We start from the raw sequence: 17,430 nt of genomic DNA, 5'->3' as shown, positions 1-17,430 counted from the left end.
ATTCAATCATTTTACTTTCTCTCAAAACGCAAATAAACAAACTTCAACATCTTAAATAAATCAACTACCCTCATCATGAGGCGAGTTCCACTTTCCCAATTCTTACTTGCGACTATACCTTTAAAGTACGATTCGCAAGATAATACCTTAATTTTAGATGACCAGTCTTCAAGTACTTTGGGATTGTTAACGTAGAAATACATTTTTGCACCTTTGTTCCCCGTTTTTTCCACTGTTCGATTTGAAGTCTTTAACATAAATTTTGATTCTGCATCGAAGTACAACTCGCCCCCTGGAAAGCGAATTGCCATTTCCTGAAAACTTTCTCTGAGCTGACTTTCCTGAAAATAGTAGAAAACTCCAGCAGCTATAAACAGAATGCCGCCTTCTTCATTAAATATCACGTCATCAAACCAAGAAACGTCAAAAAATGATTTAGCAATGCAAACGTTTCTCTGAGAATCTGCAATCAGAGTTTTGCGAAAAGCTATCGCATCGGGTAGATCAAGGTTATACCAGTTAATTGTCCCATTATCCACTCTTGAAAAAGTAGTATCAAGTCCCGCACCGATGTTTACAATAGTAGCCCTAGGATGTTTTTCTATATATGCGCGGATGGTATCGTCTATTTTTCGCGCACGTACTATATAGCTTATGCCACCGTATTCACCAAAAGTCTTCGCTATTTCAGTAAAATCAAAGTCGCAACCTCTAATAATCTCTATCGCTTCTTTGTCGTACAGTATTTCTGGATTCTTCTCACTGGCAGTGGCTCGTCCCCAAAGAGGGATTAGCATCGTGCCTTGAACAGATTGTAAATTTAATGTCATATAATCATCCCTCCATTTTTTTAAGCAAATAATTCACTTTATGCAAAGCGAAATGAAGATCGAATTGCTCTTCACTATCTAACTTGGATAGATCATTGACGAAGTTCTGATAAATTATTGTCCATTTTTCATGTTGTGAAGTTTTGCCTTTGTCTGTTAACTCAATAACAAACGACCTCTTATCAACTCAAGATTATTTAATAATCCCAATAGTAGTACTAGCTGTCGTCGCTGGTATATTGAAATTCAAATATATGAGAAGTAGACAATTAAATGAACCTCCAGGCAAATTTGATCATCTACCACCTATGGATTAACTCACTTTAAACTTAGCTTAAAATCATGTTTTATGTATAAAAAAAAGCTAAAATATGCAAGTTGTGTATAAAACTTGCATATTTTAGGCTTATTAATTTTATTTATTACTGTGTTGAAGCACCCAGTTAGTTAAACAAGAAATTAGTCATTCTTCATTTTAACAACCTTTGCTTCATTAAAAATTTGTTAAAAGAACCATTTTTTCCGTGGTACCGGGTAGTATTCTCCGGCGACAAGTTCTGAAGGTACGACTTCTTCAATTCGTAAAAGATCGTTTGAACTTAAATTCAGGTCAACAGCGCCTATTGAAACATGAAGTTGTGACTGCGTTCTTGCACCAATCAATGGTTTAACATCCTCACCCTTGGATAAAACCCATGCGATGGCAATCTGCGCAATGGTTGCTTGCTTTTCTTCAGCAATTTCACGCAATGCCTCTACAAGGGATAAATTCTTTTCAATATTTTCTTTGGCAAACCGCGGACCATTACTGCGTTTATCATCCAAACCTAGAACCCGATCTTTTGACCATGTGCCGCTCAATAAACCTCTTGAGAGAACACCATAAGCCGAAAGCGAAATACCTAATTCCCAAAGTGGTTGCTTATACGCTTAGAATTATTTCCGCCAAAAAGTTGAACAGTCTGCCTTATCCAAAATATTAAACTCGATCATTTTCTCAAGTAATGAGAAATCAACCGGACTATCCCAATGGATACCTACCAACTGCTTGGTGTGATCATAGCCAGCCTGCACAATTTCATCAGAAAAATGATTAATCCCTGCCATTTCAGGGGCAACAGCCAAATGATGTTTGGCTACGCTAAAGCCAATAATAAATGTGCCGTGATCGGTAAACATAGGCTGATTCCACGCAACTTTTGGCATTAAAGTTGGAAATTTCTTAGTTACCCAAGCCAAAACTTCTTCCGTTCGGGCCCGATGTTGCGGGTTATCAATATGCGCTAAATATTCAGCAAAAACTTCCATGTTGTTCCCTCCTAAAATAAAAGGTATTCCTTCAGAGAAATTCCTCAAACCCATTCGCTTGTAACTGTTTAAACTTCTACAGATAATACACAATCTCCTTCTTCCATAAACTTCCTCCACCATAGATTGAAGAAATAGTAATACGTGATGGATTAAAATACCAATTGAACCAAAATCATATATACAATCGTTCCTCCAGCTATAGACAGGAGCATGTTTTTCTTCCATAAGTGAAGCAACGCCACTACTACTACCCCAATCAATTCAGGTAAACCGTGCCTTCCAGAAACTAAACTCACGTCCTTAAAACAATAAATGACCAAAAGCCCAATTACTGCTGCTGGCAGTACTTTACCGAGATACTGTACATACTGCGGTGTAGGCTTACCCGATGGGAAAACGATGAATGGAAGAAACCTTGTAAGCACTGTGCCCAAAACCACCATAGCAATCGTAATAATCTGTTGCGTTAAACTCATTGTCATATGGTGCTAACCTCAACTTTCTCCATTGGCTTTCTAATGAGGGTCAGTAACCCAAGAATGGCAAACATCGCAGGGATAATGAAGTGGTCTCCGCCAAAAATAAAGAGACTGACAGTTGAAAGCCCAACACCGATGAGAGCACTGTGGTGCTTTTTCTCTTTCATCCACTGTTCAATGAAAATGACTACAAAGAGAGCAGTCATAACAAAATCGAGCCCTTCTGTGTTGAACTTGACAAGAGATCCAAAAATACCGCCAATTGCTGAACCTATGACCCAATAAGAATGATTGAGTAGTGTCACAAAGAACATAAACCAGCCCTTGTCTACATTCTTCGGAATATCAACGGTACAATTGATAGAAAAAGACTCATCGCAAAGACCATAAATCATATAGAGCTTCTTTTTCCCAATTCCCTTATACTTATCCAGCATGGATATGCCGTAAAACAAATGTCGTGCATTCACCATTAAGGTTAGAAAAAGGGCGTTAATCGGATTGAAAGCGACAAGCAATAAATTGGCTGCCACAAACTCCATTGATCCTGCAAATATGAATAGACTCATCAGAATCGGGTAAATTGCACTAAACCCTAATGAATTCATATAGATGCCATATGCGATTCCCAAGAATACAAATCCAGCAAAAATGGGTACTGTATATGGAAAAGCCGCACGAAATGCAATCCATATTTGATTTCTTTTTTTCAAATGATTCACATCCTCAATTGATAAATTTATTTAAATTTAACATACAAAATCCATACAAAAAATAAGATAATTGTATGGATTACAATTATCCCTACATAGAAAATACCCCCTTTTATCAAAATGGGGGTACAGATCGATTTTGTCCCTATATAAAACATATTCGTTTCTTCACCTTTTCAAACGATCCGATTTCATTATAAGAATTCCATACAAAAATGATATGATTGTATGGAACACATTTATTAGAGGTGTACTATGCCAATCAATTCATTTGAAAATTATCCAATGTCTTGGAAACCTGATAAGAAATCCTTAAATCGTCCTTTTTATAAATCGCTTGCGTTACTACTTGAACAGGATGTTATTAATGGGTTTTTGGCACCTGGGACAAAGTTACCTCCGCAACGAGAATTAGCGGATTTTCTTGACTTAAACTTCACAACGATTACCCGTGCCTACAAAATATGCGAGGTAAAGGGATTGATTTATGCCGTTACGGGAAGTGGAACATTTGTAGCTCCAAATGCCGCCCGTTCTATAACCATTTCCACTGATAAAACAGCAAACCTCATTGAGCTCGGATTTGTGGCATCGTTTGAGCAAACCAATGCTAGCGTAACAGAGGTTATTCAAAAGGTTGTGAACAAAAGTTATGTAGAACAGCTACTAAATTACAACGAACCGACAGGAATTCTACATCAAAAAACAGCAGCTCTAAACTGGATGGAGTCCTTCGGAATTCATACGGATCATGAGCATATAGCAATCGTTTCTGGTGCCCAAAATGCACTGGCAATTGCTTTAGCTGCTTTGTTTGAGCCTGGCAATAGAATTGCCACCGATTTATACACGTATTCAAATTTTATAGAATTAGCAAAAATGTTCCATATTCAGTTAGTCCCCATTCTCGGAGACGAGTTTGGGATGTTACCAGACGAACTTGAAAAGCAGTGCAGCCAAATAAATATTCACGGCATTTTCCTAATGCCCTCTTGCTGTAATCCTACCACAGTGATGATACCAGAGTTTCGAAAGCAAGAATTAGCTGCGGTCATCAGTAAGCATCGTTTAATTTTAATTGAGGATGATATTCATGCTTTTCTGACGGCAGGTATGATCTCCGATTACCAGAAGCCAATGTTCAATTCACTTCCAGAACAGAGCATTTATATTTGCGGCACCTCTAAGTCCATATGTTCTGGCTTAAGAGTTGCCTATATGGTCTATGGTGATGCGTTACGCGAGAAAATTCAGCGGGCTATTTTTAACATCAATGTAAAAACCTCATCTTTAGACGCAGAGGTAATTACAGAGCTTATTTTATCAGGGAAAGCTCATGAAATTGTCTCTCTAAAGAAACAGCTTGCACAAACTGCAAATGATATTTTTTTTGAATATTTTCCTTTAAGGAAGAATGTTGGACACCCTTTTAGTTTTTATCGTTGGCTTCCAATTCAAGGATTTAACGATGCCTTTCAGTTAGAATTGGATTTGAAAAGACAAGGTATTAGAGTTTTTCATTCTGACCGTTTTTTAAGTGGGCAGACCACCTCTGATAAGTATTTGCGCATTGCACTGGCTTCCACAAACTCATTAGATGAGTTAAAAATAGGATTAAGTATATTAAGACAGTATCTCAATTAATTCGAACAAAATGAAAAACGGATGAGAAAAATCATCCGTTTTTTTTACAATCGAAGCACGTTCGCTTTAATTAACGCCCCCTAGTCAACTGACTCGATGCGTTAGTTTTACAACGTATTAAACCATTCATCATCTACAGATTCAAACCAATCCGTTTCTCCTGGTGTAATTGCTAAGTGTACAAACCAACTGTCTTTTGTTGCACCATGCCAATGTTTCATATTCGGAGGAATATTCACCACATCACCCGTTTTGAGTAATTGAGCTGGTTTTCCTTCTTCTTGATACCAACCCTCACCACCAGTAACTAACAAAACTTGTCCAACTTTATGAGAATGCCAGTTATTACGAGCTCCTGGAGCAAAGGTTACATTCCCGATTGGTGCATTTAGTGGCGTTGGATCGGTAAACACCATTTGTAAAAATGCATCACCAATAAAGTTTGATTCTACTTTTTGTCCCAATGGAAAGATGGTGCTATTGCTTAATTGTTCATTTGCCATATTTTAATGCCTACTTTCTTTTGATTATTATAGTTGTTTTAACTTTGATTTTTCCTATCCAAGTGTATTACCCCTGAAATAACGACAATCCATCGCTAGTACCAGCATGACTGTACTGCCTGTCAGCGACATTGCGATACGGTGTGCAAGCAGTTCCCCGCCATGAAGAGAGACGTACTTGGTAATACTAAAAATTTTGAATACACATTATTCGATTTTCCCACATCAAGATGTTAACATAATAAACATTGATAAATTAATGAACATCTGTATATAATTATAATCAGATACAAAATACTTACAATGGTTAAATAAACACGTTTTGTTAAGTAATGAACAAATCAATTTAAATTGTTAATTATCTTTATGAAAGTTTGGTGACCCTCACAATGTCTAAAGTGGATAGAAGAATAGCCAAAAGCCAAGAAGCGATTAAAAAAGCAGTTATTGAATTGATGTCCGAACAAAATTTTGATGACATTACAATACAAGATATTTCCGACAGGGCCAATGTTAGCCGGGGAACGATCTATCTTCATTACACGGATAAATATGATCTACTGGATAAGCTCATTGCAGAACATATTGAAAAACTACGGGAGATATGTGAATCGGCATCTGAATTGGATTATATAGATGCAAATCTCCCTTGGTTCGAATACCTTGAAAATCATTATTTATTCTTTTCCACGATGTTAGCCAGTAAAGGAGCCCCTTCATTTCGTAGTCAGTTCCTTGAATTTCTCATCGAAGAATTTAAAGATGAAGTGGATGTAGCAAAAGGAAAAAATCAAGGATTAAATGAAGATGTTATTCTTCAATTTATTGTCACCTCTTACGTAGGGCTAGTGGAATGGTGGTTCAACAACGGAATGCCTTATACCCCTCGTGTGATGGCAGAACAAGTAGGGATTTTATTAGATAGGAATTTATAAAAAAACAGAGCAGTGTTGGCACGTTGGCACACTGCTCCTAAAGGAGTTCCGTTTCTTTAATGTTATGGTTTTTGTTATCATGTACACCATTAAAACACTATGTATAGCTCGTATTGAACTAAACTAAGGGACCAACTACTGGGTGCGGTACATATGGTTCCTCTAGTGATGCTATTTCTTCAGGTGTTAGCTTGATTGAAAGAGCTGGTACTGCATCTTCAAGATGCGATATTTTTGTAGCCCCAATAATAGGAGCTGCTACCGGTTCCTTTTGCAGCAACCAAGCAAGTGCAATTTGGGCGCGAGGTACGCCGCGTTTTTCGGCAATGGCAGCAACCTGCTTTGCGATCAATCTGTCCGTATCAGCAGTAGCATCATATTTAGACTTCTGAACTTGGTCCGTTTCGGAACGATGCGTTGTTTCTGCCCAATCACGCGTCAATCTTCCTGAAGCAAGCGGGCTATACGGAATCACACCGATTTTTTCTTCCTTACATAACGGCAGCATCTCACGTTCCTCTTCACGATACAAAAGGTTTAAGTGATTCTGCATGGATACAAACCGCGTCCAACCATTTTTTTCAGCAACATGGTTTGCTTTTAGGAACTGCCATGCCAAAATAGCAGAAGCACCAATGTATCTTACCTTACCAGCCTTCACAACATCATGCAATGCTTCCATTGTCTCTTCAATAGGTGTATTATAATCCCACCGGTGTATTTGATATAGATCGACATAATCTGTCCCTAGCCGTTTAAGACTCTTGTCAATTTCACTCATAATATGCTTTCGAGAAAGACCTTTTCCATTTGGACCTTCATGCATAGGGAAATATACTTTTGTTGCAAGAACGATTTCATCTCGATTGGTATATTCCTTTAAAATTTTTCCAACAATCTCTTCGCTTGTTCCATCTGAGTATACATTCGCTGTATCAAAAAAATTGAGTCCTAACTCAAGAGCTTTTTTAATAATAGGACGAGTTTGTTCCTCACCTATTACCCAAGGATGTACCCATCTCTCAGCTACACCAAAACCCATACAGCCAAGGCAAAGCCGAGATACATCCAAACCAGTATTTCCAAGTTTCATATAATCCAATTGATTTGTCCTCTCTTTCTTAAATAACATAGTTAACTATTTCCTATTATAACCAGAAGGAAAGCACATTCAATTGTTAAATATACGGAATTTGTGTATTACTAAACAAAACCATTAAAATTGTTCATTATCTTTTAAAATTGTAAGGAAAAAAAATCAACCCACTACCTCCTATATGAGAAGTAAATAATGAAAAGTGTCTCCAATGCAGCCCAAACCAGATAAAACTTTCATTATCTATTTTGATTTCGAATTGCTTCTCTATCTATCGATTGTGGAGGTTTTTCAAACCATCCATGATCGATCATAATTTTTGTCCCCTCTTCCGCATATGAACCTACCTTTAGAAGGTATTTTTCATAAGTAAGGGCTAAATCTTTCCGAAGTGAGGCGGCAATGGCAAGACCGAAGTCTCCAATCCCAATAGCACTTTGTACATTAGTATGAAATAACATCAATTTATCAGAAAAAGGAGCATCCGTGCTATTGGTAATAGTTGAATCCCATGTAGAGGGATAAGAATTATCGTCCTCTTTTAATTTTATCATAAAATCTTCTACCATTTTCTTCCCTAGATCATATCCTTCTTTAAAATAGTCACTTATTTTTTTTGACTGTGCTACTTGACTAAATCCTAATAGCATCGTTTTACCTACGTTTGCCACCTCTATATTAATACCACAATGAGCAACTTCCATTGCAAGCAATGGACGACGGTGACCTATAAGACCTCCAAGAAATGATCTCTCCGTAATATATTCCACTTTTTCTGGATATGAAAGATAAGGGGAACGTATAAACACGCCTTTTTCCTGCATCAATTTTGTATTTCTGTCATATAGCGTTTCCGTTTGGTCATAAAACAACTTAAATAAGTTACGAACATCTTCTCTCGCTGAAATGGATTTAGCCAAGCTATATGTATTTAATCCTGTTCTCCCCATATGATGTAGATAACGCATATAAGTTACATCAGAAAAGAGCTTTTTTGCCTCTAAATTTACATCTTGTTTTCCAAATCCATTCGGAAGAGGAATACCTTCTAAAGTAAATAATTCAGATATTTGTTGGATATGGTCATGTGCAGATTTTAGAGCGAATTCAATAATAGGTTTAATGTCATGGTCTTCGCAAGTTTGTAAAAAATGATTTAGAATACAAATTGCCATTGTATCACCAATGTATGTACTCCATAACATAGAAATTTCCGCCGAGGTTATTTTTGGGGAATGATGTTCCAATAATTTTCAACTCCATTAAAAGTTTTCACATCATTAGAATTCCCAATAAAATTGATAATGATTCGGATTCTTGTCTCGGTAGTCGAACCATTTCGATAAACCAAGGAGAAATTAAAAAAGCCGCCCTCACTTTTGTGCGAGAACGGCCAGTTCAATAGAATATTACACCATTATTTTACAAATATCATTCGTAAATTCTACTGGGTCACTGATTGGTAATCCTTCAATCAATAGTGCTTGATTGTATAATAACTTGGTATAGAGATCTAATTTTGATTTATCGTTTTCAAATGCTTCTTTTAATGATTGGAAGACTTCGTGATTGTTATTGATTTCTAAGACCTTATCCGCTTTGATATTTTGGTTATTCGGCATCGCAGCAAGAATTTTTTCCATTTCAATCGATATGTCCCCTTCAGTTGCCAGGCAGACCGGGTGGGACTTTAACCTTTTTGAAATCCTTACATCCTTCACTTTATCCGCTAAAATGGTTTTCATATAGTCAAAGAGCTCTTTGTTTTCCGTCTCTGTTGATTCGGAATCGTCCTTGTTTTCTTCCCCTTCGATACCCAGGTCACCACTTGAGATCGACTTGAATTCTTTTTCTTTGTAGGTCATTAACATTTTGATTGCGAACTCATCGATATCCTCAGTGAAATAAAGAATTTCATAGCCTTGTTCAGAAACGAATTCAGCCTGTGGTAATTTTTCAATTCGTTCAATCGATTCACCGGAAGCGTAATAAATATATTTTTGATTTTCTGGCATCCTTGATACATACTCATCTAATGTAACTAGTTTCTTCTCTTTAGAAGAATAGAACATGATCAGGTCCTGTAATAATTCTTTGTTTGCACCAAAGTCATTATAAACTCCGTACTTTAACTGACGACCGAAGGATTGATAAAATTCTTCATACTTTTCTCGTTCTTTTCTTTGAAGGCTTAGTAATTCGCTTTTGATGTTTTTGTTAATGTTTTTAGCGATCAGCTTCAATTGGCGATCATGCTGCAGCATTTCTCTTGAAATGTTAAGAGATAAATCTTCGGAATCGACCATCCCTTTAACGAAACTGAAATGGTCTGGAAGCAAGTCAGCACATTTTTCCATGATCAGAACCCCATTGGAATAAAGTTCTAATCCCTTTTCAAATTCTTTCGAATAGAAATCGAACGGAGTTTTTCCAGGAATATATAGGATTGAATTATATCTAATGGTCCCTTCAACACTGATATGGATATGTTTAATTGGCTTGTCAAAACCGTAGCGTTTTTCTTTATAAAAGTTCTCGTAATCTGCATCGGTAAGCTCGCTCTTATTTTTTTTCCAAATCGGAACCATGCTATTGATAATTTCTTCTTCTTGATAATCCTCGTATTCGGACTCACTGCCTTCCTTGAGTCTTCTGTTGGTAACATCCATTTTGATTGGATAACGGATGAAATCTGAATATTTCTTGATAATCGCTTTTAAGCGATATTCCTCTAGATACTCATCATAGTTTTCATCTTCACTATTTTCTTTAATCTTTAAAATAATTTCTGTCCCAACTGAATCTTTTTCTACCTGCTCAATCGTATATCCATCAGCACCTGTGGATTCCCATTTAAAAGCCTCATCGCTATCTAAATTTTTACTAATCACAGTAACTACATCAGCAACCATAAAAGCAGCATAAAAACCTACTCCAAACTGACCGATAATGTCATAGCCATCTTTTAATTCGTTTTCCTTTTTAAATGCTAGGGAACCACTTTTGGCAATCGTCCCAAGATTTGTTTCCAGTTCTTCTTTGGTCATCCCGATCCCTGTATCGATAATCTTAAGTGTACGGTTTTCTTTGTCAGCTTCCAATTTAATATAATAATTGGATTGGTCAAAACTTAAAGCATCGTCAGTTAAGGCTTTGTAATAAATTTTATCAATGGCGTCACTTGCATTCGAAATTAACTCTCTTAAAAATACCTCTTTGTGAGTATAAATGGAGTTAATCATCATCTCTAGTAATCGTTTAGATTCTGCTTTAAATTGTATCTTCGACATAGAAAAAGCCCCTTTCATTTCTTAATATGTAAAAACTGATTTAGGATTGTCTAAAAAGTAAATCAGCACCTATTAGCACTCTCTCCACCCGAGTGCTAATCCATATATTTAAATATCATATTTCACGTTGTCGTGTCAATAAGTATCTATTTTTATTTCACAAATCTTTTAACAAAGTGAAAAAAAGCCACCAATAAAGGCAGCTTATTCTTCCGTTTTATGAAGTGCGTTTTTACCAAACTGCAATCTCGTTATTGACCCGGAGCATTGCTGCCTCATGACCACTACGATCTTCTTTTTTTAATGAAACCTCTAACCTATCATCATTATCGAATTTTAAAACAATATTTTGATCACTAATAATTTTCGACTTCTTTACTTGATGGTTAATAAGAGAACATAAAGAATCTCGATATCCTAACGAGGCGCTTTCAAAATATCGGCCATTCACGACAGAAACTGGCAATGAATATGTAGTCAAGGTTCCATTAATCTGTTCACCTTCAAAATAAAACTGCAAATAATCTCTAATAAAAATGACTGAGCTAACTTCTGTATTTTCTAAGGTTTTAATAAACATGGTTAACCTCCGAACTTCAGCATATTAATACGCTTTTCTCCCTAATGTGAATATGAAAAAAGGCAGCAAACCCAACTCTCATTTTAATTAAAAACCAACTATTTAATTAAGTATTTATCTAATTCTGTAATACTTAATCCTTTTTTATTTACGCATTTATTGATGAGTTCAATTTCATAGTTCAACGATTTGGACAGTATGGCATTTTCAATTTTTTTATTAATATGATAAAGAAATTGTACAAGTACATCGAGCGGTAATTTATCATAAAAGTTAGCCAATTTCACACCTACCATTTTGGGAACTATTTTTGTATAACATATCATATTACTTGACTTTTTAAATGTGCAATTTATGAAAATATTATGTCAATTTTACATTTAGACCTAAATTGAGTGGTACTGATCCATTCTTCTTCCTTATTTCTAAAATCATTTCACTTCTACACATTTCTTTTGTAATTAGTTTTTACGTAATTGACATATTCGTAACGATATTGACATATATTTTATCAATCACATCGGAAGGAGGGTAAACCAAATGGATAATCGAATTTTTTTATTACTTGCTACAATTTTATCTGGTTTCGCACTTATTAGAGTTCCTTTAGCTGATTCATTTCTTGAAAGCGTTTCCCCAATCACTGATATCATCGGTATACTAACTGTTCTAATCTTCTCACTCGTCTTAATTTATAAAGGAGTTAGAAGTTTGTTCAGTAAGTAAATATGGTTATGGAAAGCACTCTATACGAGTGCTTTTCCTCTTTCAATTAAATGTTAGCCAGGTCCTAAAATAAATTCAAAATTTTTGCAATCAATATTTATTAAAGGAAGATTTACAATCCAAAACTGATTGAAAGGAGATTCTAAAATGAAAAAAGATACATACTCGATGGATTTTGTATATCCCCTGAATAACTCATTTAAAATTCTCCTCTTTTTCTTATTTATTTTGAATCAGTACTGAATATGACGGTATCCTTTTTTGAAAACACAAACAGCTTTTGCCCAAAATAGTTTAACAGCGTGTACAAACAGGTGCCTATTAGGACTGAGATATCGGTTTTAAAAAACGGACTGAAGAACTCATTTTTGTTTAGAATCCATTCGACAAAACTTCTTCCAATTTCATAAGAAATGAAATAGCAGCCCAAGATAACAACAATAAAGCGGATAGCACTCTTTGAGACTGAATCCTTGCTTTTGAACGTAAAATTTCTATTTAAAATAAAACTAACAAAGGCTCCAATCGAATTGCCAACAAAAGTGGCGATCCAATAGGACTGTCCAAGTAGATGTAAAAGAAGATACATAACGGATAACCCAACCACCGTATTAACAATTCCTACTATAATAAAGCGAACGAATGAATATTTCATAGCTTCTCCTATTTTTCAACTGCTGCCTTTTGCAGTTGTTCCACTAATAAACGCGAGTATAAGTCTTTTTCAACGGCATATCTTGGCCGTCTTTTTACCTCATGATAGATTTTACCGATATATTCTCCAATAATACCAATACCTAACATTTGTAAACCTCCAACAAACCAAATGGAAATAATTAAAGAAGTCCATCCGGATTCGGTATGACCTAATATTTCTTGGGTTATCGCATAGCCCTCTGCTATTGCACTTATTAACACTGCCAAAAATCCAATAAATGTGACAAATCGAATCGGGGCGACACTAAAGGATGTCATTCCATCAAATGCGAAGGCAAGCATTTTCTTTAGTGGGTATTTTGATTCTCCAGCAAATCTCTCTTTTCTGTCATAGTAGACCTTTGTGGATTTATAACCAACAAGTGGAACAAGTCCACGAAGAAATAAGTTTGTTTCTTTATATTTTAATAGCTCATCTAAAGCACGTTTACTCATAAGACGAAAATCTGCATGGTTTGGGACAAGTTTAATCCCCATTCTTTCCATCATCCGATAAAAACCTAAAGCAGTTGTCCGCTTAAAATACGTATCCGACTCTCGGCTATCCCTTACACCATAGACAATATCCTGTCCTTCCCAAAACTTTTCAATAAATTGATGGATGACCTTAATGTCATCCTGCAAATCCGCATCGATTGAAATGACACAATCCGATTGCTTAGAGGCTATCTCTAATCCAGCTAAGAGTGCATTTTGATGACCAACATTTCTAGCAAGCTTCAATCCTCTTATATTTGGATTTCTTTCATTTTCCACTTCAATTAATTCCCAGGTCCGATCCCTGCTGCCATCGTCCACAAAGAGGATCTTGCTGTCTATTGAAATAAGCGACTCCTCCATTAATTCAAATAAAACAGAAGATAATTGTGCCGACGTTTCAGCTAATACTTCTTCTTCATTAAAACAAGGGACCACTATTGTTAGCACCGGTTTATTCATTTGGAATCACTCCTGTAACCACATTATTTGACTTGGTAAAGGTAAATTTTCCAAGCAGAATCTCTTTGCACAAAGGCCTTTTTGAATACAAGTCCATTTTCATCCGTATTTAAGATAGGGACTGCTGAGAAGATATATTGTCCGCCCATCTTTTTAAATACTTTTGTATTAAGTTGTAAATGGTCGATCTTTACCTTTGAATCTTTTTTAAAATCATATTTTTTTCCTAATTTTGCGACAAAAAGATAACATCTGCCGCCCCATTCATCGAAGTATTCCTTCAAGGTAGGACTTTTATCTAATTCTTTCGAAATAATTTTCCGAAACTCTCGTTTATAAGCTAAGGGATAGAAATTATTATAGGTATCAAGTGTATAAAAACCATTATATTGAGCAATCGCTGGGTGGAGTCCTATACTTGCCACCCTGTAACTACTTTGTGGTTTACCGATATATTTTTTAATTTCATGAAATTGGCTTGTCGCATAGAATTGCTTTACAGAGGGCTTTCCAGCACTTCTGTAGACAATTTCATCATTTGCTGCAAACAAGACTAAAATCTGAACAATGAGACATATTTTAACAAATCTCCGCCAATTCTTTCCGAACCTCCAAAGTAAATAGGAACCAACTGCAAACATAAGATAAATAATTAAAGGTCTTAGGAAATGAAATCTTGCAAAGTTGAATGTATTTAGAAGAGAGACACGTTCCTTTAGCGGCTCCCAGCCTTTATAAAACCAAAAAGCATACCAAACGGATAAAACGATATTAAACAGGAAAAGATAAAGATAGCGATTTTCTAACCAGTCTCTTTTTTTATTTATCAACATCCATAGAACTAGAAAAGAAAGAGGGACGATTACTAAGGTGTGAAGTGTTAATACATGTGTATGGCCTAAAAAATAGTTTTTAAAAACTAATCGAATGGTGCGCCAAAAGCCAAGTTTTGAACTAACAAAATCATTTCTGCTGGTTGGTGCATCAGGAAACACTAACGAGTAAACAAGTCGATACTCTATCAGTAAATAAATAACTGTCATTAGTGCGATACTGGAAAAGAAGAGCCAATTGCTTTTTCTTTTTACGAGAAAATCTCTTAACCATAGCAATCCCATGAAAAATAAAAAGAAGAAAAATCCTAACACTAAACTAGAATAGAAAGGTAACAATATAAGAGTGAGCCACTCTTTCCAGGTATGTTTACCCTCTCTAATATTCAAAAAAGCCCATAATGCAAGTGGCATTCCCAAAGTACTAAGCATACCGGACGGCCAAAATGGGGTCAGGGCAAAAGCCACCGATACCCAAACACGGATAGGGTAAGCCTCTTTTTCTTTTACAAAATGATTCTTTAGAAGAAGATACATGCCTAAAAAGGCAAACACTCTTGTGATAGTTTGGCTTATAGAATACGCAAGCATCGAGGGAAACAGGTTATGCAGCCATTGTATCCCACTGAACTCCGTACCAAAGGCATTTCTAGGCAGGCCATTAATAATTTGCGGGAGAGTACTATTGATCCCGCCAAACAATTGGCCACTATCCTTCAACACTTTATACCAGGCAATGTTAGAATCTAGATTATCATGAACCCTTATATGGGCGTTTTCGCCTAAAATGAATAACGGCGATACATATAAAATCATGAGCAGTATTGCTAGATATAAATGTTTTTTCTCTTGACTTAAGTTTTTTTGAAAATTACACATTTTTTCACCGCATTTATAAATTCTTCGTTAACTGAGCTATTAATCATCTATTTAAACAACCACTGTTTGTTCTTCTCTCCCAAGTTCGACTGCACGGACAATGACATCAAGTGCATCAAAGGTAGCTGACTTTGTCTGGTACTTTCTTATTTTTTTTCTGATGGATAATAACGGGATCGAATCGTCTAACATGTGATGAATTTTAGAAATTAACTCCATTTTATTTTCAGCTTTAATTGCAAGACCTGCATTTACTAGATAATCGGCATTATCTTCTTCTTGTCCAGGCAGGGGATTGTATATTAATAAAGGAAGCTCCATAGCCAATGCTTCAGATATCGTTACGCCCCCGGGTTTAGAAATTAATAGGTCGGAAATTGCCATCAGTTCATTTACACTATCGCTGAAGCCCGTGACGAGGAAATGATGCTTAGAAGTCTTTAGTTCCTCCTCTATTTGTTTTCGTAATCTCTTATTACGTCCACAAATAATGATAAATTGCACCTGAGAAGTGAGGTCTTCAAAAGCTTGAAAGTTTGATAAGTCTTTCCCTATAAAACCATCTCCACCACCCATTACCAGAATGGTAAATTGGTTAGAGTTGAGACCGTATTTAGATGCGAGGACCTCTCGTGACTGTTGCTTCAAAAACTTTTGACAAATCGGGATCCCTGTATTATTAATTTTATAATTTTCTACTCCGAGACAAATCAAACGATCCCGTACCTGATTGGACCCAACGATATATTGATCTGTAAAAGGATGAATCCAGAAAGAATGGTCTGTATAATCTGTAATAATAGTAACGACAGGAATATCAATTAGCCCTTGTTCTTTTAATTTAGACATAATACTAGCAGCAAAAGGGTATGTGCTTACAACAACGGTAGGATTTATTTTTTCCACTATTTCAAGTAACGAACCCATACCGACTGTTAATAAAGCATTTAATTTATCAGAGAAAGAATTTTTTTCACGTGTACTTTTATATAGATAGCTATATACTTGAGGAAATTTTTTAATTATCCGCCTGTAAAAGTAATTACTTACAGGATAAAGGAAGGGATGAAGCCACTCCAAAACGTCTAAAATAATCGGTTCAACATTTGGCAGGGTAAATTCGATTGCTTCAAATATGGCAGTTGCTACCTGTTTATGTCCATCTCCAAATTTAGCTGAAAGTATGAGAATTTTATCGTTCGCACTTTTATTCATACTTATACTAGCTCCTCAAACGTGATTAGGATTCTTAATATTTACCAATCTTAGTGAATGTGAAAATATGCTTATACATTTTCATTACTAACTTTAACTGCTTCATTTCGCTTATTTTTCCATTTAAAAAAAAGATAAACGAGAGTTACAACAACTGCGATAATAATAGCTGGTGTTACAAATGGTTTTGCTGCCTGGTTAATTCGTTCCCATTTCGTTCCTAGAGTCATTCCTAGATAAAGAAATAGGATGGTCCAAGGTATAATGGCAAGAATCGTATAGGTGGTAAATTTCACAAAGGACATCTTTGCGATACCAGCAGGAATGGAAATAGCATGCCTTACAACAGGAATGAACCGTGCGGTAAATATAACACCTGTTCCATACTTGCTAAACCATTGCTCTGCAAAATCAACATGATGGGGGAGAATTAGTATATATTTTCCGTATTTATTTAAAAATCGTCTGCCTCCATAACGGCCTAACCAATACAAAAAATATTGGGCAATTATTCCACCTATAGTACCTGCAATTACGGCTCCTGGGAACGAAATATCCCTAATTGAAATCAAGTAGCCTCCATATGCTAATACAATTTCGCTTGGAATTACTTCTACCATTAATCCCAGGGCAATTCCTAAATACCCAAGACTTGAAAGCATATCAAAAACGGACTGAACCAAATGTGACATATGATTCCTACCTTAAGAACTATTTATTTACACATGTTGATTTCTTTT

At 35.8% G+C, this 17,430-nt stretch carries 18 protein-coding genes; 3 read left to right on the top strand and 15 right to left on the bottom strand.

The annotated features are described in order from the left end of the window. Positions 1–11: 11 nt before the first annotated feature. The 5 genes from CCK98_RS13480 to azlC form a co-directional block, all read right to left on the bottom strand. Positions 12–830, bottom strand: coding sequence for a class I SAM-dependent methyltransferase (locus tag CCK98_RS13480; protein ID WP_088087063.1), 819 nt, complete (start codon positions 828–830; stop codon positions 12–14). A gap of 504 nt (positions 831–1,334) precedes the next feature. After that, positions 1,335–1,730 carry an aldo/keto reductase gene (locus tag CCK98_RS13475; protein WP_088087062.1) on the bottom strand — a complete coding sequence of 132 codons (396 nt, stop codon included), beginning with the start codon at positions 1,728–1,730 and terminating at the stop codon, positions 1,335–1,337. A gap of 36 nt (positions 1,731–1,766) precedes the next feature. Beyond that, a complete protein-coding gene (locus tag CCK98_RS13470; RefSeq protein WP_088087061.1) occupies positions 1,767–2,138 on the bottom strand; it encodes an iron chaperone in 372 nt (123 codons plus the stop codon). Between the two features lie 152 nt (positions 2,139–2,290). After that, positions 2,291–2,623 (bottom strand): branched-chain amino acid transporter permease, encoded by a 333-nt coding sequence (locus tag CCK98_RS13465; RefSeq protein ID WP_088087060.1) that lies wholly within the window; start codon positions 2,621–2,623, stop codon positions 2,291–2,293. Continuing rightward, positions 2,620–3,363, bottom strand: a complete 744-nt coding sequence (gene azlC, locus CCK98_RS13460) for an azaleucine resistance protein AzlC (RefSeq protein ID WP_088087059.1) — start codon at positions 3,361–3,363, stop codon at positions 2,620–2,622. Before azlC ends, CCK98_RS13465 begins: the two co-directional genes overlap by 4 nt. Positions 3,364–3,588: 225 nt before the next feature. On the opposite strand from azlC, the gene CCK98_RS13455 reads away from it, so the two are divergent. Then, positions 3,589–4,977: a PLP-dependent aminotransferase family protein gene (locus CCK98_RS13455; protein ID WP_088087058.1), complete on the top strand. Its 1,389-nt coding sequence runs from the start codon at positions 3,589–3,591 to the stop codon at positions 4,975–4,977. A gap of 107 nt (positions 4,978–5,084) precedes the next feature. Here the strand turns inward: CCK98_RS13455 and CCK98_RS13450 are convergent, their stop codons facing one another. After that, positions 5,085–5,480 (bottom strand): cupin domain-containing protein, encoded by a 396-nt coding sequence (locus CCK98_RS13450; RefSeq protein WP_088087057.1) that lies wholly within the window; start codon positions 5,478–5,480, stop codon positions 5,085–5,087. A 389-nt stretch (positions 5,481–5,869) separates the two neighbouring features. Between CCK98_RS13450 and CCK98_RS13445 the strand changes: the two genes are divergently transcribed. Further along, complete coding sequence (locus tag CCK98_RS13445; protein WP_088087056.1) at positions 5,870–6,415, top strand: TetR/AcrR family transcriptional regulator; 546 nt, start codon at positions 5,870–5,872, stop codon at positions 6,413–6,415. Between the two features lie 118 nt (positions 6,416–6,533). Here CCK98_RS13445 and CCK98_RS13440 read toward each other — a convergent pair whose 3' ends face one another. The 4 genes from CCK98_RS13440 to CCK98_RS13425 form a co-directional block, all read right to left on the bottom strand. Beyond that, positions 6,534–7,517: an aldo/keto reductase gene (locus CCK98_RS13440; RefSeq protein WP_088090400.1), complete on the bottom strand. Its 984-nt coding sequence runs from the start codon at positions 7,515–7,517 to the stop codon at positions 6,534–6,536. A gap of 233 nt (positions 7,518–7,750) precedes the next feature. After that, positions 7,751–8,758, bottom strand: coding sequence for a DUF3231 family protein (locus CCK98_RS13435; protein ID WP_256942341.1), 1,008 nt, complete (start codon positions 8,756–8,758; stop codon positions 7,751–7,753). A 162-nt stretch (positions 8,759–8,920) separates the two neighbouring features. Beyond that, entirely contained in the window at positions 8,921–10,801 is a 1,881-nt protein-coding gene (gene htpG / locus CCK98_RS13430; RefSeq protein WP_088087055.1) for a molecular chaperone HtpG, read from the bottom strand. A 232-nt stretch (positions 10,802–11,033) separates the two neighbouring features. Next, positions 11,034–11,381, bottom strand: a complete 348-nt coding sequence (locus CCK98_RS13425) for a hypothetical protein (RefSeq protein WP_088087054.1) — start codon at positions 11,379–11,381, stop codon at positions 11,034–11,036. A gap of 540 nt (positions 11,382–11,921) precedes the next feature. On the opposite strand from CCK98_RS13425, the gene CCK98_RS13415 reads away from it, so the two are divergent. Further along, the gene (locus CCK98_RS13415; protein WP_088087053.1) at positions 11,922–12,107 is read left to right on the top strand and encodes a hypothetical protein; all 186 of its coding nucleotides are present in this window, start codon (positions 11,922–11,924) and stop codon (positions 12,105–12,107) included. Between the two features lie 223 nt (positions 12,108–12,330). On the opposite strand, the gene CCK98_RS13410 is transcribed toward CCK98_RS13415, so the two are convergent. The 5 genes from CCK98_RS13410 to CCK98_RS13390 form a co-directional block, all read right to left on the bottom strand. Further along, positions 12,331–12,762, bottom strand: coding sequence for a GtrA family protein (locus CCK98_RS13410; protein WP_088087052.1), 432 nt, complete (start codon positions 12,760–12,762; stop codon positions 12,331–12,333). An 8-nt stretch (positions 12,763–12,770) separates the two neighbouring features. Continuing rightward, entirely contained in the window at positions 12,771–13,763 is a 993-nt protein-coding gene (locus tag CCK98_RS13405; RefSeq protein WP_088087051.1) for a glycosyltransferase family 2 protein, read from the bottom strand. A gap of 23 nt (positions 13,764–13,786) precedes the next feature. Then, on the bottom strand, positions 13,787–15,475 hold the full coding sequence (locus tag CCK98_RS13400; protein ID WP_088087050.1) for a DUF6044 family protein: 1,689 nt from the start codon (positions 15,473–15,475) through the stop codon (positions 13,787–13,789). A 51-nt stretch (positions 15,476–15,526) separates the two neighbouring features. Continuing rightward, a complete protein-coding gene (locus CCK98_RS13395) occupies positions 15,527–16,690 on the bottom strand; it encodes a glycosyltransferase (RefSeq protein WP_088087049.1) in 1,164 nt (387 codons plus the stop codon). Between the two features lie 71 nt (positions 16,691–16,761). Then, positions 16,762–17,382, bottom strand: a complete 621-nt coding sequence (locus CCK98_RS13390) for a DedA family protein (protein WP_088087048.1) — start codon at positions 17,380–17,382, stop codon at positions 16,762–16,764. Between the last annotated feature and the right edge of the window lie 48 nt (positions 17,383–17,430).

It is taken from the genome of Bacillus sp. OV166 (assembly GCF_900177675.1).
Lineage (GTDB): Bacteria > Bacillota > Bacilli > Bacillales > Cytobacillaceae > Neobacillus.
This window is presented reverse-complemented; position numbering and strand designations above follow the sequence as displayed.